This is a genomic window from Pseudomonas sp. W2I6 (assembly GCF_030815935.1).
GTDB lineage: Bacteria > Pseudomonadota > Gammaproteobacteria > Pseudomonadales > Pseudomonadaceae > Aquipseudomonas.
The window spans coordinates 6,786,380-6,805,571 of the sequence record NZ_JAUSXJ010000001.1; the positions used below are offsets into that span (position 1 = coordinate 6,786,380).

Annotated in this window: 19 protein-coding genes; 3 read left to right on the forward strand and 16 right to left on the reverse strand. The window is 61.6% G+C overall.

Annotated features, from left to right (window positions below; translation table 11 throughout):
• Nucleotide 1 precedes the first annotated feature (1 nt).
• Genes QF039_RS31350 through ubiE form a run of 6 tightly spaced genes read right to left on the reverse strand, consistent with a single transcriptional unit; the run spans nt 2 to nt 4,069 of the window.
• Nucleotides 2–280, reverse strand: coding sequence for a twin-arginine translocase TatA/TatE family subunit (locus QF039_RS31350; protein WP_003209298.1), 279 nt, complete (start codon nt 278–280; stop codon nt 2–4).
• A gap of 25 nt (nt 281–305) precedes the next feature.
• On the reverse strand, nt 306–638 hold the full coding sequence (locus QF039_RS31355) for a phosphoribosyl-ATP diphosphatase (RefSeq protein ID WP_008439273.1): 333 nt from the start codon (nt 636–638) through the stop codon (nt 306–308).
• A 2-nt stretch (nt 639–640) separates the two neighbouring features.
• Nucleotides 641–1,033: a phosphoribosyl-AMP cyclohydrolase gene (gene hisI / locus QF039_RS31360; protein WP_003209300.1), complete on the reverse strand. Its 393-nt coding sequence runs from the start codon at nt 1,031–1,033 to the stop codon at nt 641–643.
• Between the two features lie 41 nt (nt 1,034–1,074).
• Nucleotides 1,075–2,679 (reverse strand): ubiquinone biosynthesis regulatory protein kinase UbiB, encoded by a 1,605-nt coding sequence (ubiB, locus tag QF039_RS31365; protein ID WP_087692911.1) that lies wholly within the window; start codon nt 2,677–2,679, stop codon nt 1,075–1,077.
• Complete coding sequence (locus QF039_RS31370; protein ID WP_003209304.1) at nt 2,676–3,299, reverse strand: SCP2 domain-containing protein; 624 nt, start codon at nt 3,297–3,299, stop codon at nt 2,676–2,678. The genes ubiB and QF039_RS31370 overlap by 4 nt, the downstream gene beginning before the upstream one ends.
• Nucleotides 3,299–4,069 (reverse strand): bifunctional demethylmenaquinone methyltransferase/2-methoxy-6-polyprenyl-1,4-benzoquinol methylase UbiE, encoded by a 771-nt coding sequence (ubiE, locus tag QF039_RS31375; protein WP_003209306.1) that lies wholly within the window; start codon nt 4,067–4,069, stop codon nt 3,299–3,301. Before ubiE ends, QF039_RS31370 begins: the two co-directional genes overlap by 1 nt.
• Before the next feature lie 143 nt (nt 4,070–4,212).
• On the opposite strand from ubiE, the gene QF039_RS31380 reads away from it, so the two are divergent.
• The 3 genes from QF039_RS31380 to QF039_RS31390 all read left to right on the forward strand — a co-directional run bounded on the left by QF039_RS31380 (nt 4,213) and on the right by QF039_RS31390 (nt 6,024).
• A complete protein-coding gene (locus QF039_RS31380; RefSeq protein ID WP_008439272.1) occupies nt 4,213–4,488 on the forward strand; it encodes a polyhydroxyalkanoic acid system family protein in 276 nt (91 codons plus the stop codon).
• A 105-nt stretch (nt 4,489–4,593) separates the two neighbouring features.
• Complete coding sequence (locus QF039_RS31385; protein WP_134325603.1) at nt 4,594–5,016, forward strand: phasin family protein; 423 nt, start codon at nt 4,594–4,596, stop codon at nt 5,014–5,016.
• A 12-nt stretch (nt 5,017–5,028) separates the two neighbouring features.
• On the forward strand, nt 5,029–6,024 hold the full coding sequence (locus tag QF039_RS31390; RefSeq protein ID WP_307522405.1) for a phasin family protein: 996 nt from the start codon (nt 5,029–5,031) through the stop codon (nt 6,022–6,024).
• A 171-nt stretch (nt 6,025–6,195) separates the two neighbouring features.
• On the opposite strand, the gene QF039_RS31395 is transcribed toward QF039_RS31390, so the two are convergent.
• The 10 genes from QF039_RS31395 to QF039_RS31440 all read right to left on the reverse strand — a co-directional run bounded on the left by QF039_RS31395 (nt 6,196) and on the right by QF039_RS31440 (nt 19,153).
• A complete protein-coding gene (locus QF039_RS31395; RefSeq protein ID WP_003209312.1) occupies nt 6,196–6,816 on the reverse strand; it encodes a TetR/AcrR family transcriptional regulator in 621 nt (206 codons plus the stop codon).
• 27 nt (nt 6,817–6,843) lie between these two features.
• Complete coding sequence (phaC, locus tag QF039_RS31400) at nt 6,844–8,526, reverse strand: class II poly(R)-hydroxyalkanoic acid synthase (protein ID WP_307522408.1); 1,683 nt, start codon at nt 8,524–8,526, stop codon at nt 6,844–6,846.
• Nucleotides 8,527–8,627: 101 nt separating this feature from the next.
• Nucleotides 8,628–9,473 carry a poly(3-hydroxyalkanoate) depolymerase gene (phaZ, locus tag QF039_RS31405; protein ID WP_003209316.1) on the reverse strand — a complete coding sequence of 282 codons (846 nt, stop codon included), beginning with the start codon at nt 9,471–9,473 and terminating at the stop codon, nt 8,628–8,630.
• Between the two features lie 152 nt (nt 9,474–9,625).
• Complete coding sequence (gene phaC, locus QF039_RS31410) at nt 9,626–11,305, reverse strand: class II poly(R)-hydroxyalkanoic acid synthase (RefSeq protein ID WP_003209318.1); 1,680 nt, start codon at nt 11,303–11,305, stop codon at nt 9,626–9,628.
• Between the two features lie 249 nt (nt 11,306–11,554).
• A complete protein-coding gene (locus tag QF039_RS31415) occupies nt 11,555–11,932 on the reverse strand; it encodes a gamma-butyrobetaine hydroxylase-like domain-containing protein (RefSeq protein WP_003209319.1) in 378 nt (125 codons plus the stop codon).
• Nucleotides 11,933–12,094: 162 nt separating this feature from the next.
• Nucleotides 12,095–13,432 (reverse strand): ATP-dependent protease ATPase subunit HslU, encoded by a 1,338-nt coding sequence (gene hslU, locus QF039_RS31420; RefSeq protein WP_003209321.1) that lies wholly within the window; start codon nt 13,430–13,432, stop codon nt 12,095–12,097.
• Between the two features lie 38 nt (nt 13,433–13,470).
• A complete protein-coding gene (gene hslV / locus QF039_RS31425) occupies nt 13,471–14,001 on the reverse strand; it encodes an ATP-dependent protease subunit HslV (protein ID WP_003209323.1) in 531 nt (176 codons plus the stop codon).
• A 256-nt stretch (nt 14,002–14,257) separates the two neighbouring features.
• On the reverse strand, nt 14,258–14,962 hold the full coding sequence (locus QF039_RS31430) for an SPOR domain-containing protein (protein ID WP_003209324.1): 705 nt from the start codon (nt 14,960–14,962) through the stop codon (nt 14,258–14,260).
• Nucleotide 14,963: 1 nt separating this feature from the next.
• Nucleotides 14,964–16,700, reverse strand: a complete 1,737-nt coding sequence (argS, locus tag QF039_RS31435; protein ID WP_307522417.1) for an arginine--tRNA ligase — start codon at nt 16,698–16,700, stop codon at nt 14,964–14,966.
• 233 nt (nt 16,701–16,933) lie between these two features.
• Complete coding sequence (locus QF039_RS31440; RefSeq protein WP_307522419.1) at nt 16,934–19,153, reverse strand: primosomal protein N'; 2,220 nt, start codon at nt 19,151–19,153, stop codon at nt 16,934–16,936.
• Nucleotides 19,154–19,192 lie beyond the last annotated feature (39 nt).

Here is a 19,192-nt window from a genome sequence, read left to right on the forward strand (position 1 = left end):
CTCACGAGTCTTTTTGGTTCTGCTCTTTGACGTGCTCGGCCTGCACGTCGAAGGTGCGACGTTCAGTGATCGGCTGAGTGGCCTGCGGATGTACAGGCTGCGCCGGTGGCACCGGATTGACGGCCGGGTCGGCAGGCTTTTCGTCGTCGTTCATGGCCTTGCGAAAGCCCTTGATCGATTCACCGACGTCGGTGCCGAGGTTTTTCAGTTTCTTGGTGCCGAACACCAGCACAACGACCACAAGAATGACGATCCAGTGTTTCCAGTCAAAAATGCCCATGCTGCAATTCCTCTGTAAAAGTTGGTCAGACGGACGGGCGCGAGGCCTTTTCGGCATGCCCGGACAAGCCGAAGCGACGGTCCAGTTCATCAAGCACTGCCTGTGGATGCTGCCCCAGTTGGGCGAGCATGACCAGACTGTGGAACCACAAGTCGGCAGTTTCGTAGATCACGTCGCTGCAGTCGCCGCTGATTTGCGCGTCCTTGGCCGCAATAATCGTCTCGACGGATTCTTCGCCGAGTTTTTCCAGGATCTTGTTCAGACCCTTGTGGTACAGGCTGGCGACGTAGGAGCTGTCGGCGTCCGCGCCTTTGCGGTCTTCCAGCACCTGGGCCACACGGTTGAGGGTATCGCTCATGTTCAGTGTCCTGCCGAATAGATAGCGTGCGGGTCTTTGAGCACGGGCTCGACGGTCTTCCACTCGCCGTTCTGGAACACGCGGTAGAAGCAGCTGTGACGGCCGGTGTGACAGGCGATATCGCCGATCTGTTCGACCTTGAGGATCACCACATCGGCATCGCAGTCGATGCGCATCTCATGCAGGGTTTGCACGTGCCCGGACTCTTCGCCCTTGCGCCACAGTTTGCCACGGGAACGTGACCAGTAGATGGCGCGGTTCTCGGCGGCGGTCAGGCTCAGGGCCTCGCGGTTCATCCAGGCCATCATCAGCACGCGCCCGGTCTTGTAGTCCTGGGCAATGGCCGGCACCAGGCCGTCACTGTCCCACTTGATCTCGTCCAGCCAGTCTTTCATTTTCGGCTCCGGCAATTTGCGACAGTGTATAACCGGATTGGCTATCGACGCACGATCAGATACACGCCCACCGCGACCATGATGCCGGCCGGCCAGTGGCCCAGTTCATTCAACGGCCCGCCGGCGGCCAGTATCGTACCGCCCACCAGGTGCGCGGCGCCCAGCAGGCGCAGGAACCAGTCGTCCTTGCGCTTGTGCCACGGCGGTGCCGGGTCCTGGGCGTGGGGCTGGGACATGCGCTCCAGCAGGTCACGGGTCATGTTAGCCAGGTGCGGCAGTTGCTCGACCTGGCTTTGCAGGTTGCCCAGCAGGGTTTTCGGGCTGATACGGTCCCGCATCCAGCGCTCGAGGAACGGCTGGGCGGTGTTCCACAGGTCGAGGTCCGGGTACAGCTGACGGCCCAGGCCTTCGATGTTCAGCAGGGTCTTTTGCAACAGTACCAACTGCGGCTGCACTTCCATATTGAAGCGCCGCGCCGTCTGGAACAGACGCATCAGCACCTGACCGAAGGAAATATCCTTTAACGGTTTTTCAAAGATCGGCTCGCACACAGTGCGGATCGCCGCTTCGAATTCGTTGAGCTTGGTTTCGGCCGGCACCCAGCCCGAATCGATGTGCAACTGCGCCACGCGGCGGTAGTCACGCTTGAAGAAAGCGAACAGGTTGCGCGCCAGGTAATCCTGGTCTTCCGGGGTCAGGCTGCCGACGATGCCGCAGTCGATCGCAATGTACTGCGGGCTCCACGGGTTCACGGTGCTGACGAAAATGTTGCCGGGGTGCATGTCGGCGTGGAAGAAGCTGTCGCGGAACACTTGGGTGAAAAAAATCTCCACGCCGCGCTCGGCAAGCATCTTCATGTCGGTGCGTTGGTCGGCCAGGGTCGCGAGGTCGGTGACCTGCACGCCGTAGATGCGCTCCATCACCAGCACTTTCGGGCGGCACCAGTCCCAATAGACTTGCGGCACGTACAGCAGCTGCGAGCCTTCGAAGTTGCGCTTGAGCTGGCTGGCGTTGGCCGCTTCGCGCAGCAGGTCGAGTTCGTCGTAGATGGTTTTTTCGTAGTCCAGCACCACGTCCACCGGGTGCAGCAGGCGTGCATCGGCAGAAAAGCGCTCGGCGGCGCGGGCAAGGATGAACAGCCACGCCAGGTCCTGGCCGATGATCGGCTTGAGGCCCGGGCGGATCACCTTCACCACCACTTCTTCGCCGCTTTTCAGTTGCGCGGCATGCACCTGGGCCACCGAGGCCGAGGCCAGCGGCGCGATGTCGAAGCGGCTGAAGACTTCGCTGATCTTCTTGCCCAGCTGTTCTTCAATCAGCGTGACTGCCAGTTGCGAGTCGAACGGCGGCACGCGGTCCTGCAACAGCATCAGCTCGTCGGCGATATCTTCGGGCAACAGGTCGCGGCGGGTGGAGAGGATCTGCCCGAACTTGATGAAGATCGGCCCCAGGTCCTGCAACGCCAGGCGCAGGCGCGCGCCACGGCTCAGCTCGAGGGTCTTGCGCGGGAACCAGCGCCACGGCAGCACATAGCGCACCGCCAGCAGGAACCACGGCAGCGGCAGGGCGAACAGCAGGTCATCGAGGCGGTAGCGGATTACGACGCGCTGGATACGAAACAAACGGCGGACGGCGAGCAGCTTCATGCGTTATCGCTTGAATCAAGGGAGCGGCTCAGGCGCTCGAAGCGCGCCTCAAGTCGTTCCAGGTCGAGTTTGGCCTGGTCGAGTTCGCGAAAGCGCGCTTCCGCTTCCCGTTGTCCGACCAGGGTGCGCGATTCTTCGCTCAGGTATTCGGCGAGGTTCTGGTTCAGGCTGGCGAAACCCTGCTGGTACCAGCGCGTACGGCTGCGCAGATGACCGCTGATCAGTTGGGTGGCCACCGGGCCGAGCCAACGTGACAGCTCGTATTCCCAGTCCAGTTCCAGGTCTTGCAGCACGGCGGCCAGGTCCATCAGCACCGCGCTGTCGCCTTCAAGTTCCACGTCCGGGCCGTGGAGGATCGCCGTCTTGTCCCGGCTCAGGGCCAGGCGCAGCAGGCTTGAGCCGGAAGCACGCAGGGTGCAGTCGGCGTCGGCGGCCCAGTGGGACGCCAGCAACAGGCCTTCATCGCTGGGCAGGATAAACAGCTGCAAGGCGGGGCTGGTGCAGTCGACGGCGATGATCCTGCCGTTCAGGTGCGCCAGCCGTGCCAGGGCGGTGCTGTCCAGGCGCAGTACACGGTTGAGGCCGTGTTCGACGCTGGCGAGAAGGCCTGCGAACAGCATCAGGGCTTGATGCCGCGGTGCAGGGCGACGATGCCCGAGGTCATGTTGTGGTAGGTCACGCGGTCGAAACCGGCCTCTACCATCATCGACTTCAGGGTTTCCTGGTTCGGGTGCATGCGGATCGATTCGGCCAGGTAGCGGTAGCTTTCGGCGTCATTGGTGATCAGCTTGCCCATCAACGGCATGAAGGCGAACGAGTAGGTGTCGTAGACCTTGGACATCAGTGCGTTGGTCGGCTTGGAGAACTCCAGCACCAGCAGGCGACCGCCGGGCTTGAGTACGCGCAGCATCGAGCGCAGTGCGTCTTCCTTGTGGGTCACGTTACGCAGGCCGAAGGCGATGGTCACGCAGTCGAAGTGGTTGTCCGGGAACGGCAGCTTTTCAGCGTCGGCCTGGACGAACTCGATATTGCCCGCCACACCTTTGTCCAGCAGGCGATCACGACCGACCTTGAGCATCGAGCCGTTGATGTCGGCCAGTACCACCTGCCCGGTGGGGCCCACCAGCTTGGAGAACTTGGCGGCCAGGTCGCCCGTGCCGCCTGCGATATCCAGCACACGGTTGCCGGTGCGTACACCCGACAACTCAATGGTGAAGCGCTTCCACAGGCGGTGCATGCCGCCGGAGAGCACGTCGTTCATCAAGTCGTACTTGGCGGCTACCGAGTGAAACACCTCGGCGACTTTTTCCGCTTTCTGGCTTTCCGGGACGTTCTTGAAGCCGAAGTGAGTGGTGGGTTCGGCATCGCTGCCTTTGCGCTGATCAGTCATATCGCTGTCACCAAAAGAGAATGGGGGCATTCTAATCCCCAAGGCATGCTTTGTCTTGGCAAGGCTGAAGGTAAGATAGGTGGTCACCGAGACCTTTTGCCGCATGGCGGGTCGACAAGTCTCTATAACGAGGAGTCATTCAAATGGCCCGTATACAGGTTGAACGTGCCCACACACTGGGCAAAGACGCTGCCCGAGAAAAAGCCGACAAGTTGGCGAGCAAACTCAAGGAGCAATATGGCCTGGAGTCTTCGTGGGCCGGCGACACACTGAACCTCAAACGTTCGGGCGTTAAAGGCACCGTGAAAGTGGCGGAAGATTCCCTGCGGATTGAAGTCGAGCTGGGTCTGTTGATGTCGGCCATGAGTGGCACCATCAAGTCCGAAATCGAGAAGGCACTGGATAAAGCCCTGGCCTGATTTGCGACCTTCTTAGGGTGCCGATTCTAATTTTTCTGCCTACTTTGTGCCCAAGCCCCCAACTTCTGTGGGCAGTTCCTCCCCCCTTTATGCGTGAGGTGCACCATGGCCAAAGTTATTTTGAAGAAAAAAATTGCTACCGGAACTAACGCCCTGACTGACGTTAAATCCTATGCCCGCAAGATCTGGCTGGCCGGTTTGGGGGCTTACGCCAAGGTCGGAAGCGAGGGCGCCGAGTACTTCAAAGAGCTGGTTAAGACTGGTCAACATGTTGAAACTAAAGGCAAAAAAGTTGTGATTGAACAACTTGATGCAGCCAACAGTCAGATTGATCAAGTCAAGAGCGAAGTCTTCGGCGTCAAAGGTCGAGTCGAAGTGCAACTGGATAAAGTTGAAAGCGCTTTTGATAGTCGTGTTGGAAGTGCCTTGAATCGGATCGGCATTCCGTCTAAACATGACGTGGAGACACTCTCTGCTAAGCTCGATGAGCTGACGGCATTGCTCGAACGTGTCGCGCGTAAACACTAAGGAGACAACGGGATGGCTGGTAAAAAGACTACTGATAAAGAAGGCAGCTCGTGGATCGGGGAAGTTGAAAAATACTCCCGCAAGATCTGGCTGGCCGGTTTAGGCGTGTACTCGAAGGTGAGCAGTGACGGCGGTAAATACTTCGAGACTTTGGTTAAAGACGGCGAGAAGGCCGAGAAGTTGACCAAGAGCACAGTGGGTAAACAAGTCGATGCGGCAAAGGCTTCCGCCGGTTCTGCCAAATCACGTATCAGCGACAAGTGGGGCGAACTGGAAGGGGCTTTTGACAAGCGCCTGAACAGTGCCATTTCGCGACTGGGCGTACCTAGCCGTACTGAAGTGAAAGCGCTGCACAGCAAGGTCGATACCTTGACCAGGCAAATCGAAAAACTCACCGGCCTTAAAGCTGCGCCAGTTGCGGCTAAAACTGCAGCGGCTAAACCGGCTGCCAAGCCTGCGGCGAAAACTGCAGCGGCCAAGCCTGCTGCTAAAACCGCCGCTAAACCGCTGGTCAAGGCCGCCGCCAAACCGGCAGCCAAGCCAGCCGCCAAGGCGCCGGCCAAAGCTGCTGCAAAACCGGCTGCCAAGCCTGCGGCGAAAACCGCAGCGGCTAAACCGGCCGCCAAGCCTGCCGCTAAACCAGTGGCCGCTAAAGCAGCTGCAAAACCTGCAGCCAAGCCGGCAGCAAAAGCAGCAGCCAAGCCAGCGGCGAAAACCGCTGCCGCCAAACCTGCTGCCAAGCCAGCCGCTGCGAAACCTGCAGCCAAGCCGGTTGCTGCCAAACCCGCCGCCAAGCCTGCGGCTGCAAAACCTGCAGCGGCCAAGCCAGCTGCAAAACCGGCTGCGGCGAAGAAGCCGGCCGTAGCCAAAAAGCCAGCAGCGCCGAAGCCAGCGGTAGCGGCCAAGCCTGCAACTGCAGCGCCGGCGACCAACTCGGTCACGCCACCGACGCCTGCTGCTACCCCGACTGCAACGCCGGCAAGCCCGACGCCTACCAGTCAGTCCTGATTTTTACGGGACACATAAAAACGCCCGGCCTGCGAAGGTCGGGCGTTTTTTATGGAATCTACAGAACAACACAAATCCAATGTGGGAGCGGGCTTGCTCGCGAAAGCGGTGGATCAGTCACACATGTGCTGACTGACACTCCGCTTTCGCGAGCAAACCCGCTCCCACATTTTAGTCCGCGTCGTCCAGGTAGCGCAGCGCCAACCTCTCTGTCGCCAGCCTCGCCGGCATCAGCAGATGCGGGGCCACCAGCATCATGATCTGGTACACCACCACCCGCACCTCACCTTCTCGGTCGAGAATCCGCTGGTAGTCCAGGGAAAACAGCAAGGTCATGGTGATCTGTTCCACCAACTGCCCCAGCGCCTGGGTTTCACTGACCAGTTGCCCATCCGTCTTGAGGCGGGCCAGCAACGAGGCCAGCGTGCGCTTGAGCGCCGTCAGCAGGTTGCGGATGCCCTTGGCCAGTTTCGGCAAGCGGCCCGCCAGGTTCGACAGGTCCTGGAACAGAAACCGATAGTGCGCCATGCGCTCCACGATCAGGTGCAGGAACAGCCAGTAATCCTCGGCCGCCAGTTGGGCGTCTTCCGGCGGATCGAGCAACGGCGCCAATTCGTTTTGAAAGCGCTCGAACAGCCCGAGCACCAACGGTTCCTTGCCATGGAAGTGGTAATAGAGATTGCCGGGGCTGATCCCCATTTCATTGGCCACCTCCATGGTCGACACGTTCGGCTCGCCCTTGTGGTTGAACAACTGCAAGGCACATTCAAGGATACGGTCGCGGGTCTTCATCCAGTCTTCTTAAAGTCGTCGTGGGGCTCAGCGGACTCGCACATAGGTGCCCGGCGCCGCTTCCATCGGTGGGTAATTCTGGTTGCCCAGGGCGGTCAGTGTTTCGCGCTGTACACCGGAGCGCTGCTGGATCCACGCCAGCCAGTTGGGCCACCAGCTGCCCTCGACATGATTGGCGTCGTAGTACCAGGCGCGCGGGTCGCTGCTCAGCTTGAGGTTCTCGACGTAGTTGGCCTTGGGGTTGCCTGGCGGGTTGAGGATGCTCTGGACATGCCCGCTGTTGGACAGAATGAAGCGCTTGTCGCCGCCCAGCAGCTGGGTGGAGCGGTACACCGCATCCCACGGCGTGATGTGGTCGTTGATGCCGCCCACGCTGAAACTGTCCACCGTGACCTTCTGCAAGTCGACGGGCGTGCCGCACACCTCCAGGCCGCCGGGATGGCTCAGCGGGTTGTGCTTGAAGAAGTCCAGCAAGTCGCCATGCAGCGCGGCGGGCAGGCGGGTGTTGTCGTTGTTCCAGTACAGGATGTCGAAGGCCGGCGGTTCCTTGCCCAGCAGGTAGTTGTTGATCCAGTAGTTCCAGATCAGGTCGTTGGGACGCATCCAGGCGAATACCTTGGCCATGTCCCGGCCGTCGAGTACGCCTTGCTGGTAAGAGCGGCGCTTGGCGGCTTCCAGCGTCTGTTCGTCGGCGAACAGGGTGGCGGGGCTGTCGATCTGGCTGTCCAGCAGGCTCACCAGGTAGCTGGCGCTGGAGATTCGGCGCAGCTGGCGCTTGGCCTGCAGATGGCCTTGCAGCGCGGCGATGGTCAGGCCACCGGCGCAGGCGCCCATCAGGTTGACCTCACGGGCGCCGGTGATTGCGCGGGTTACGTTCAGCGCTTCTTCCAAAGCCGCAACGTAGGTGGACAAGCCCCATTCCCGGTGGCGTACATCCGGGTTGCGCCAGCTGACCATAAACACTTGCAGGCCATTTTTCAGGGCGAACTGGACGAAGCTGTTGTTCGGGCTCAGGTCGAAAATGTAGTACTTGTTGATTTGCGGCGGCACCACCAGCAGCGGCTTGGCGTACTGTTTTTCGCTCATGGGCTTGTACTGGATCAGCTCCAGCAGTTCATTGCGAAACACCACCGAACCGGGTGTGGTGGCCACCGTCTTGCCGACTTCAAAGGCCTGCTTGGTGACCTGGCGCGGCAAGCCGTTGTTGTGCAGCAGGTCGTCGAACAGGTTGCTGACGCCACGCACCACGCTGTTGCCGCCGGAGTTGAGCAGCTCCTTGATCGCCAGGGGGTTGAGCAGGGTGTTGGATGGCGACACCGCATCGTTGAGCAGGGCAAAGGCAAAGTGCGCCCGCGCCCGGTCGTCGGCGCTGAGGTTGCTGTCGTCGATCCAGTGGCGGGTCTGTTTTTGCCAGCTCAGGTAGGCTTGCAGGCTGCGCCGATAAAACGGGTTGAGCTGCCAGGTCGGGTCGGCGAAGCGGCTGTCCTTCGGGTTCGGCTCGTGCACCGTTTCCCCGAGCAGCACGCGGCCCAATTGCCCGCCCAACTTCAGGGCGTGGCGGGCGGTGTGCACCGGGTTGCGCAAGCCGTGTGCGGCGACGCTGCGCAGGGTCGAGAGCAAGTCCCGGCCGCGCAGGCCGGTGATCGCACTTTCAATATTGATGAACGCGGCGGGTGTGGGCACCGGGTTCGATTCGGGTCTTTCTCGCATGCGCCAACACTCCTTCGTCAAGCCATCAACAAGCACGCCAATTCAGAACCATAGTCGGTTCTGGCCAAGTTGCGCGGCGCGGTCGTCCTGACCGCCGCCGGCTAAAGTGCGGGTTGCGGGTGAATCACCGCCCTCAGGCGTTCCTCCTGGAGAAACTTCATGATGATCGGCGCCACGGCCTCGGCCCGGGTAATCAGGAACAGATGGCCGTCGTCGATGATGTGCAGTTGGGCGTTGGGAATACGCCAGGCCAGCATACGCATGTTGATCAGCGGGATCAGCGGGTCGTCGTCGCCGGCCAGCACCAGGGTCGGCTGCTTGATCTTGTGCAGCCAGTGGATGCTGGTCCAGCCAAGCCCGGCGAACAGTTGCCAGTAGTAACCCAGCTTGCCCGCCGAACGCACTTTGCTCGCGTGTTCGGCGGCCAGTTTCGAATCCCGACGGAAGGAGCCGCCGTAGATCATCGGTGCAATGCGCACCACGTGGGACGGTTGGATATAACGCCGGGGGCTGGCCATCAGCCACAAGACCTTCGGCTTGCCCGGCACCATGAAGGCACCGGCGGCGGTGGCGGCCAGAATCAGCTTCTTGCAGCGTTCCGGATAGTCATAGGCGAACTGCTGCGCCAGCGCGCCGCCCCAGGAAACGCCCACCGCGTTGACCTGGCCATAGTCCAGGTAATCGAGCATGCGCGCGGTGAGTTTGGCCAGGCCGGGAAAGCGATAAGGCCGGCTGGGGGTCGACGAGCCGCCGACGCCTGGCACATCAAAGGCAATCACTTCCAGGTCCGGGTCCAGGGCCTGGACGAACGGAAACACCAGCTCAAGGTTGGCGCCGATGCCGTTGAAAATCAGCAGCGGCGTCAAGTGAGGCTTGCCCGGGCGTACCGCCGTGCGGATGGCTTGGCCATCCAGGTCGATGGTACGGAAGATGAACGGTTGCGGCATGGGCTTACCCTGCAAAATGGCGCTATTTCCCTGCGGGAACACGGTCAATGTGGGAGCTGGCTTGCCTGCGATGCAGACGCTACGGTGTATCAGGCACACCGAGTTGATGCCATCGCAGGCAAGCCAGCTCCCACATTTGAACCCATTCCCGCCTACCTTTCGTGAACGTATGTGCCCGGCGCCGCTTCCGCCGCTGCATAAGTCTTGTTGCCCAGGTTCGCAGGCGCCTTCTTCAACTTGCCCGACCGCTCCGCCTGCCACGCCTGCCAATGCAACCACCACGAATCGGTGTGCTTGGTGGCGTTCTCCTGCCAGTCCAGGGCCTTGCCCGGCATCGTATCGCTGGTCTGGTAACGCGATTTGGGATTGCCCGGCGGGTTCAGAATGCTCTGGATATGCCCGCTGCTGGACAGCACAAACTCCACCTTGCCGCCAAACAGCTGTGCCGACTTGTAGCAGGACTGCCACGGTGTGATGTGGTCGTTGGTGCCGGCCAAAGAATAAATATCGGCAGTGACCTGCTTCAGGTCGATCGGCGTGCCGCACACTTCCAGGGCATTGGCGCGCACCAAGGGATTGTTCTTGAACAGTTCGATCAGGTCGCCATGGAACGCGGCCGGCAAGCGGGTGGTGTCGTTGTTCCAGAACAGGATGTCGAACACCGGTGGCTCGTTGCCCAGCAGGTAGTTGTTGACCCAGTAGTTCCAGATCAGGTCATTGGGGCGCATCCAGGCAAACACCTTGGCCATGTCGCGGCCTTCCAGCACACCGGCCTGGTAGGAATGGCGCTTGGCTGCTTCCAGGGTCTGTTCGTCGACGAACAACGCCACCTGGGTGTCCAGGGTGGTGTCCAGCACGCTCACCAGCAGGGTCAGGGCGTTGACCTTCTTCTCGCCCAGCGCCGCGTAGTGGCCCAGCAGGGCGGTGCAGGTGATGCCGCCGGAGCAGGCGCCGAGCATGTTGATGTCTTTGCTGCCGGTGATCGCGCTCACCACATCGACCGCTTCTTTCAGCGCCTCGATGTAGGTCGACAGGCCCCACTCGCGCTGGGCCTTGGTCGGGTTGCGCCAACTGACGATAAACGTCTGCTGGTTATTGCGCAGGCAGAAGCGCGCCAGGCTCTTGTCCGGGCTCAGGTCGAATACATAGAACTTGTTGATCTGCGGCGGCACCACCAGCAGCGGGCGTTCGTGCACCTGCTCGGTGATCGGCCGGTACTGGATCAGCTCCAGCACATCGTTGCGAAACACCACGGCGCCTTCGGTGGTGCCCAGGCTCTTGCCCACTTCAAAGGCGCCCATGTTGACCTGGCTCGGCATGCCGCCGTTGTGCACCATGTCCTTGGCCAGGTGGGACAGGCCATCCAGCAGGCTCTTGCCGCCGGTTTCAAAGAAGCGTTTGACCGCCGCCGGGTTGGCTGCGCTGTTGGTGGGCGCCATGGCTTCGGTCATCAGGTTGATGACGAAGTGGCCGCGGCTGATGTCGTGTTCCGACAGGTTGCTGTCACCGATCCAGTCGTGCAGCTCCTTGCGCCACGCCAGGTAGGTTTGAAGGTAACGTTTGTAGAGCGGGTTCTGGGTCCACGCCGGGTCGTTGAAACGACGGTCGTCGGCCTCGGGTGTCAGCTGTGATTTGCCGAACACCACGTTCTTCAATTCGACGCCGAAATGGGCGACATGCTTGACGCTGTGCAACGGTTGTTTGATGGCCTGGGTCAGCACCATCCGAGCGGATGCCAGTAAATCCTTTTTCCGTAACGCGATGATCGGGTTCAGCCCCAGGGTGTTTTCCGAGGCCTGGCGTTTCAAGTCATCGTTGTTCTTGTTACTCATCTACGACGCTCCATTGTCCGACAGACGAGTACCGGGTACCGCTGTGTACCACTACTTGCCACACAGCACAGCCTGGTACTACTGCTCGGGTGACCGTTAATACCGCATCGTCAAATGCAGGGAACTTGCCAGTTCCATTGGTTACCCGAGTTTAATTTTTTTCGCAAGCGGGCCAATCGTTGGCCACGACAGAGGGGCATTCAAGCAGATGGAATTAGAAAATGCCCACTAATGAGCAAGAGGCCTGGGCTAGAGCATCAGCCGCACGACCGACTGGCTCGGGTCGCGGGTTTTTCCGGCGGCTTTCAGCTCGGCAAGATAGTCAGCCCACAGCGCGTCCTGACGCACGGCAAGTTGATAGAGGTAGTCCCAGGTGAACAATCCGCTGTCATGGCCATCGTCGAAGGTCAATTTCAGTGCGTATTGGCCGGCGGGTTCGATCTTGGTCAAGCCGACATTGAGCTTGCCGAATTGCAGGATCGGTTTGCCGTGGCCCTGGACCTCGGCGGAGGGGGAGTGCACGCGAAGGAATTCGGCGGGCAGTTGATACACCTCGTCGGGACCGTAGGTGAGGCCCAGGGTCCTGGAGGCTTTGTGCAGGTTGATGGCGGTAGGCAGTTTGGTCATTTGGGGAACCGCTCAGAGATGATCCTGAAGGAACCGGCTTTAAACTGTGGGAGCGGGCTTGCTCGCGAATGCGGTGGGTCAGTCACCGTTGCATAAACTGACCCACCGCATTCGCGAGCAAGCCCGCTCCCACATTAAAGCAGAGCGGTTCCTGCGTAAGGCTTACAGGATATAACGAGACAGATCTTCGTTCTGCGCCAATTCGCCCAGGTGGCTGTTGACGTAGTCGGCGTCGATCTTGATTGCCACGCCATTCTGCGCGCCCGCCATGTCGCCGGCACTGAAGGACACTTCCTCCAGCAGGCGCTCAAGCAGGGTGTGCAAGCGACGGGCACCGATGTTCTCGGTCTTCTCGTTGACCTGCCAGGCAATCTCCGCCAGACGCTTGATACCGTCCGGCAGGAACTCAATCCCCAGGCCTTCGGTTTTCAGCAGCTCGCGGTATTGCTCGGTCAGCGACGCGTGCGGCTCGCTGAGGATGCGTTCGAAATCGCCCGGCGTCAGCGCTTTCAGTTCAACGCGAATCGGCAGGCGACCTTGCAGCTCCGGTACCAGGTCGCTTGGCTTGCTCAGGTGGAACGCACCGGAAGCGATAAACAGGATGTGGTCGGTTTTGACCATGCCCAGCTTGGTGTTGACGGTGCAGCCTTCGATCAGCGGCAGCAGGTCGCGCTGCACGCCTTCGCGGGACACATCGACCCCGCCGGAATTACCGCGCTTGGCCACCTTGTCGATCTCGTCGATAAACACGATGCCGTGCTGCTCAACTGCTTCCAGGGCCTTGGCCTTGAGTTCTTCCTCATTGACCAGGCGCCCGGCCTCTTCGTCACGCACCAGTTTCAGCGCTTCCTTCACCTTGAGCTTGCGGCTTTTCTTCTTGCCCTTGCCCATGTTGGCGAACAGGTTCTGCAACTGGCTGGTCATTTCTTCCATGCCAGGCGGTGCGGAGATGTCGACGCCGGACACTTCGGCGACTTCGATCTCGATTTCCTTGTCGTCCAGCTGGCCTTCACGCAGGCGCTTGCGGAACAGCTGGCGGGTGTTGGAATCCGAGCTCGGTGCGGCGTCTTCGTTGAAGCCCATGCGTGCCGGTGGCAGCAAGGCGTCGAGGATGCGTTCTTCAGCGGCGTCTTCGGCGCGATGGCTGACCTTGGTCATTTCCTGTTCGCGCAGCAGCTTCAGGGCAGCGTCGGCCAGGTCACGAATGATCGACTCGACGTCACGGCCCACATAGCCCACTTCGGTGAACTTGGTGGCTTCGACCTTGATGAACGGAGCATTGGCCAGCTTGGCCAGGCGCCGGGCGATCTCGGTTTTACCGACACCGGTCGGGCCGATCATCAGGATGTTCTTGGGGGTTACTTCAACGCGCAATTCTTCGGGCAGTTGCATCCGGCGCCAGCGGTTACGCAGGGCGATGGCAACGGCGCGCTTGGCATCGTCCTGGCCGATGATATGGCGATTGAGTTCATGGACGATTTCGCGGGGAGTCATGGACATAGTAATTGGCGGTCCTCAAGCGGGAATAAGCCTGCGGCTTACTCGGCGAGGTCCTGCTCCTCAATGGTCAGGTTGTGGTTGGTGAAGACACAGATGTCGCCAGCGATACCCAGGGCAGTCTCGACGATTTCCCGGGCCGACAGGTCGGTTTTCTTCAGCAGGGCGCTGGCCGCCGCTTGTGCGTAGCCGCCGCCGGAGCCCATGGCGATCAGGCCTTCTTCGGGTTCAACCACGTCGCCGTTGCCGGTGATGATCAGGGAGGCGTCTTTGTTGGCGACGGCCAGCATGGCTTCCAGGCGGCTGAGGGAGCGGTCGGTGCGCCATTCTTTGGCGAGCTCGACGGCGGCACGGACCAGATGGCCCTGGTGCTTCTCAAGTTGGCCTTCAAAGCGCTCGAACAGGGTAAAGGCGTCAGCGGTGGCGCCGGCAAAACCGGCGAGGACCTGGCCGTGGTACAGGCGACGGACTTTTTTCGCGTTGCCTTTCATCACGGTATTGCCAAGTGAAACCTGGCCGTCGCCGCCCATGACGACTTTGCCGTGGCGGCGAACTGAAACGATGGTGGTCAAGGGGAGAGTCTCCACGCTGCGGGGCGAAAATGCCCTGATGGAACTCATATGGGGGTGGCGGGGGGGATTTCAACTGTAGGACGGGAGGGCGGACGAGTGGTGTTTATGTGTCGGGCTCGGTCCTGAGGCCGATGAAAATCAAATGTGGGAGCGGGCTTGCTCGCGAATGCGGTGTGTCAGTCACCTAAAATATTGACTGATCTACCGCATTCGCGAGCAAGCCCGCTCCCACATTAACCCGATGCTGTTTCCGGAATCAGCGGCTCTGGCGTTGTTGTAACAACAGGTTGCTAAACCCGGCGCCGGCCAGTTGCTTCTGCGCCACGGTCAGCTGTTCACGGTTGCTGAACGGCCCCACCAGCACGCGATACCAGGTCGCATCCTTAACCGTCCCGGACTCCACCGTCACCGCCTGCCCCAGCAAAATAATCTGCGCGCGCACACGGTCCGCATCCGCCTGTTTCGGGAACGAGCCCGCCTGCAGGAAGAACTTGGTCACGGGCGCGGCCTTGGTGGTGGCGACCGGCGGCGGTGGCGGCGGGGTAATCCCGGCCAACGCAGCCTGGGCCCGGGCCGTGTCGATCTTCGCTGCTTCCGCCGGGGTAACCGGCGTAGTCGGCACCGGCTGCGGCGTCGGCAGGGTTTTCTCCGGCACGGCGTCCGGCGGCACGATCACTTCCGATTCCGGCAGCAGCGTGTAGAAGTCGTACTTCGGCTTCACCGGCGCAGTCGGGCTAGGCGGTGTCTTGTTCGCCTCGGCCATTTTCGTGGCCTTCTGCTGTTCTTGCTTGACCCGTTTGACGTCATCGCCCTTGCCCGGGTCGAGCTTCATCAGGAACACCACAAACGCGCCGACCGTCAGGCCGATGGCCATCCACAACCAGCCCGGAATAGGCTTCTTCGCCGGTGCCTGGTAGCGGCTGGCGCCGCGCTTGGGTGCAGGTTTTTTCTTGGCAGCCAACTTACATACGCTCCAGAGTTTCCAGGCCCAACAGTTCCAGGCCTTGCTTGAGGGTCCGTCCTGCCAGTGCGGCGAGGCGCAGGCGGCTCTGCTTTTGGGCTTCGTCGTCTGCGGTCAGGATCGGGCAGTTCTCGTAGAAGCTGGAGAACAAACCGGCGACTTCGTACAAATAGGTGCAGAGGATGTGCGGTGTGCCTTTTTCGCCGACGCTGTTCAGCACTTCGCCGAATTGCGCCAGTTTGGCGGCCAGTTCCTGCTCGTGTGGCGCCTCAAGGTTGATCTGGCCTTCGACTTCGCTGAAGTCCTTGCCCAGCTTGCGGAACACACCGGCCACCCGCGTGTAGGCATACAGCAGGTACGGCGCAGTGTTGCCTTCGAAGTTGAGCATCAATTCGAAATTGAAGCTGTAGTCGCTGGTGCGGTGCTTGGACAGGTCGGCGTATTTCACCGCGCCAATCCCCACGACGCGGGCGATGTTGCGCAGGTCGGCTTCGGCCAGCTCCGGGTTCTTTTCCTTCACCAGGTTGTAGGCGCGGTCCTGGGCTTCGTTCAGCAGGTCGATCAGCTTCACGGTGCCGCCGTCACGGGTCTTGAACGGGCGGCCATCGGCGCCGTTCATGGTGCCGAAGCCCATGTGTTCCATCTGCATCGGGTGGGTCACGAAACCGGCGCGGCGCGCCACTTCGAACACTTGCTGGAAGTGCAGGGCCTGGCGCTGGTCAACGAAATACAGGGCACGGTCGGCTTTCAGCACGCCGCTGCGGTAGCGCACGGCGGCCAGGTCGGTGGTGGCGTAGAGGTAGCCGCCATCGGCCTTGACGATGATCACCGGCAGCGGGTCGCCGTCGGCGGTCTTGAATTCTTCGAGGAACACGCACTGCGCGCCGTTGCTTTCAACCAGCAGGCCCTTGGCCTTGAGGTCGTTGACCACGTTGATCAGGTCGTCGTTGTAGGCGCTTTCGCCCATCACGTCGGCCATGGTCAATTTGACGTTGAGCAGCTCGTAGATTTCCTGGCAGTGGGACAGCGAGATCTCGCGGAAGCGGCCCCACAGTTCCAGGCATTCGGCATCGCCGGCTTGCAGCTTGACCACCAGGCCACGGGCGCGGTCGGCGAATTCTTCGGATTCGTCGAAACGCTTCTTGGCGGCGCGGTAGAAATTCTCCAGGTCCGACAGCTCGTTGCTGGTGATCGGGTTTTCCTGCAGATAGGCCATCAACATGCCGAACTGGGTACCCCAGTCGCCCACGTGGTTCTGGCGGATCACGTCATCGCCGAGGAACTCCAGGACCCGCGCCACGCCGTCACCGATGATGGTGGAGCGCAGGTGGCCCACGTGCATTTCCTTGGCCAGGTTCGGTGCCGACAGGTCGATGGCCACGCGCTGTGCCGGGCCGGCCTTGCGCACGCCGATTTTCGCGTCGACCAGGGCCGCGTCCAGGCGCGAAGCCAGGGCCTGGGTGTTCTGGAAGAAGTTGATGAAGCCTGGGCCGGCGATTTCAGCCTTGGTCACCTGCGGGTCGGCCGGCAGCGCGGCGATGATTTTTTCCGCCAGGTCGCGCGGCTTCAGGCCGGCCGGCTTGGCCAGCATCATCGCGATGTTGCTGGCGAAATCACCGTGGGTCTTGTCGCGGGTATTTTCCACCTGGATCGCCGGCGTCAGGCCTTCAGGCAACACACCTTCGTTGACGAGTTGGGTGAGGGCTTGTTGGATCAGCTGGCGAATGGTGTCTTTCATGGTGTTCTCTTTCGACCGCAAGCGGTGGCGCGCGATGCGCAGGTGGAAAAACTGGGCATTATCCGTGGCGAGGGCGGGCTTGCCAACCTTCGCGGGACCTTGACGGACGATTAACCTGTGGCGAGGGAGCTTGCTCTGGCGAGGGAGCTTGCTCCCGCTGGAGTGCGTAGCGCTCCCGGCTTTTTTGGGGCTGCTACGCAGCCCAGCGGGAGCAAGCTCCCTCGCCACAGGGGTTAGTACAAATCTACCGGGTCTACGTCCAGCGACCATCTCACCTGGCGACCACTGGGCATTTGCTCCAGCGCAAGTAACCAGCAGCTTAATAAGCGATGCAGCGGCGCGCGGGCGCTGGCTTGCAAGAGTAGCTGGGCGCGGTAACGCCCGGCGCGGCGTTCCATCGGTGCTGGCACCGGGCCCAATAGCTCGATGCCGGTCAGACCCAGTTCCCCCAGCAAACGTTCAGCCTCGCTGCACGCTTCATCCAGGAAACCTTCGGCCTGCCCCGGCTTGTGCGCTTCGGCCCGCAGCAGCGCCAGATGCGCAAACGGTGGCAGACCTGCCGAGCGTCGCTCGCTCAAGGCCTGTTCGGCGAAGGCAAAGTAGCCTTGTTCTGTCAGTTGAATCAGCAGCGGGTGGTCGGCCAGGTGCGTCTGGATGATCACCTTGCCCGGCTCTTCGGCCCGCCCGGCCCGGCCTGCGACCTGCACGATCAACTGCGCCATGCGCTCGCTGGCGCGAAAATCCCCGGAGAACAGCCCGCCGTCGGCATCCAGGATCGACACCAGGGTCACCCGTGGGAAGTGATGCCCTTTGGCAAGCATCTGCGTGCCCACCAGAATGCACGGCTGGCCCTTCTGGATCGTGGCGAACAACTGATTCATCGCGTCCTTGCGCGAGGTGCTGTCGCGGTCGACCCGCAGCACCGGGTAATCCGGGAACAGGATGCCCAGTCGTTCTTCGGCGCGCTCGGTGCCCGCGCCCACCGGTCGCAAGTCGACTTTGCCGCACTGCGGGCAGTGCCGCGGCACCCGTTCCACATGGCCGCAGTGATGGCAGCGCAACTCGCCGGAGCGCTGGTGCACGGTCATTCGCGCATCGCAGCGATTGCACTCGGACATCCAGCCGCAGTCGTGGCACAGCAGCGTCGGCGCAAAACCCCGGCGGTTGAGGAACACCAGCACTTGCTGGCCCGCCGCGAGGGTTTGCCCGATGGCTTGCTGCATCGGCCCGGAAATGCCGCTGTCCAGCGGGCGACTTTTTACATCCAGGCGCAGGAAGCGGGGCTGCTTGGCACCGCCGGCACGTTCATTGAGACGCAGCAGGCCGTAGCGCCCGGTGTAGGCGTTGTGCAGGCTTTCCAGGGAAGGCGTGGCCGAGCCCAGCACAATCGGGATGTTTTCCTGGCGGGCGCGCACCAGCGCCAGGTCGCGGGCGTGGTAGCGCAGGCCTTCCTGCTGTTTATAGGAGCCGTCGTGTTCTTCGTCGATGATGATCAGCCCGGGATTTTTCATCGGGGTGAACAGCGCCGAACGGGTGCCGATAATAATGTCGGCCTCGCCGTCCCGGGCGGCGAGCCAGGATTCCAGGCGCTCGCGGTCGTTGACCGCCGAGTGCACCAGGGCGATGCGCGCGTTGAAACGCTGCTCGAAACGCGCCAGGGTTTGCGGGCCGAGGTTGATCTCGGGGATCAGCACCAGTGCCTGTTTGCCGGCTTCTAGGGTTTCGCGGATCAGTTGCAAATAGACTTCGGTCTTGCCGCTGCCGGTGACGCCCGCCAGCAGGAACGCGTGGAAACTGTCGAAACCGGCGCGAATCGCTTCATAGGCGGCACGTTGTTCGGGGTTGAGCGGCAGTTCCGGCTGGGCCAGCCAGTGTTCGTGGCGCTCGCCGGGGGCGTGCTTGCGGATCTCCACCTGCACCAGGCCCTTGGCCAGCAGCAAGTCCAGGCTGTCCTTGCTCAGCATCAGCTTGCTTAAAAGCTGATGGGCGACGCCGTGGGGATGCTGGGCCAGGGTTGCCAGGGCTTCACGCTGGCGCGGGGCGCGGGCGATGCGCGGGTCGTCCATGCGCGCCCCCGGGACCATCGACCAGAAACGCTCCTGGCGCGCCTCGGCCAGTTCGCCCTGGCGCAACAGCACCGGCAGCGCCCAGCTCAAGGTGTCGCCGAGGCTGTGCTGGTAATACTGCGAGGTCCACAGGCACAGCTTGAACAGCGCGGGCGGCAGCGGCGGCGTGCTGTCGAGGATGGCCACGGCGGGCTTGAGCTTCTCGGCGGGCACTTCGCTGTGATCGGCGACTTCCACCAGGATGCCGATCATCTCCCGCCGGCCAAACGGTACCCGTACGCGCATGCCGGGCTGCAACTGCGACCGCAATACGCCGGCAGGGGCCCGATAATCGAACAGGCGGCGCAGGGGCGAGGGCAGGGCGAGGCGCAAAATGGCGTCGGGCACGCGGGGGTTCTCATATGACGGGCGGCGAAGAAGGGCGGG

Coding starts and splice junctions, on each gene's coding strand:
- hisI (WP_003209300.1), bottom strand. CDS start 1,033: ATGAAAGACTGGCTGGACGAGATCAAGTGGGACAGTGACGGCCTGGTG.
- ubiE (WP_003209306.1), bottom strand. CDS start 4,069: ATGACTGATCAGCGCAAAGGCAGCGATGCCGAACCCACCACTCACTTC.
- QF039_RS31380 (WP_008439272.1), top strand. CDS start 4,213: ATGGCCCGTATACAGGTTGAACGTGCCCACACACTGGGCAAAGACGCT.
- QF039_RS31370 (WP_003209304.1), bottom strand. CDS start 3,299: ATGCTGTTCGCAGGCCTTCTCGCCAGCGTCGAACACGGCCTCAACCGT.
- argS (WP_307522417.1), bottom strand. CDS start 16,700: ATGAAAGACACCATTCGCCAGCTGATCCAACAAGCCCTCACCCAACTC.
- hslU (WP_003209321.1), bottom strand. CDS start 13,432: ATGTCCATGACTCCCCGCGAAATCGTCCATGAACTCAATCGCCATATC.
- QF039_RS31415 (WP_003209319.1), bottom strand. CDS start 11,932: ATGACCAAACTGCCTACCGCCATCAACCTGCACAAAGCCTCCAGGACC.
- QF039_RS31390 (WP_307522405.1), top strand. CDS start 5,029: ATGGCTGGTAAAAAGACTACTGATAAAGAAGGCAGCTCGTGGATCGGG.
- QF039_RS31355 (WP_008439273.1), bottom strand. CDS start 638: ATGAGCGATACCCTCAACCGTGTGGCCCAGGTGCTGGAAGACCGCAAA.
- QF039_RS31350 (WP_003209298.1), bottom strand. CDS start 280: ATGGGCATTTTTGACTGGAAACACTGGATCGTCATTCTTGTGGTCGTT.
- phaC (WP_307522408.1), bottom strand. CDS start 8,526: ATGCGAGAAAGACCCGAATCGAACCCGGTGCCCACACCCGCCGCGTTC.
- QF039_RS31385 (WP_134325603.1), top strand. CDS start 4,594: ATGGCCAAAGTTATTTTGAAGAAAAAAATTGCTACCGGAACTAACGCC.
- QF039_RS31395 (WP_003209312.1), bottom strand. CDS start 6,816: ATGAAGACCCGCGACCGTATCCTTGAATGTGCCTTGCAGTTGTTCAAC.
- phaZ (WP_003209316.1), bottom strand. CDS start 9,473: ATGCCGCAACCGTTCATCTTCCGTACCATCGACCTGGATGGCCAAGCC.
- phaC (WP_003209318.1), bottom strand. CDS start 11,305: ATGAGTAACAAGAACAACGATGACTTGAAACGCCAGGCCTCGGAAAAC.
- ubiB (WP_087692911.1), bottom strand. CDS start 2,679: ATGAAGCTGCTCGCCGTCCGCCGTTTGTTTCGTATCCAGCGCGTCGTA.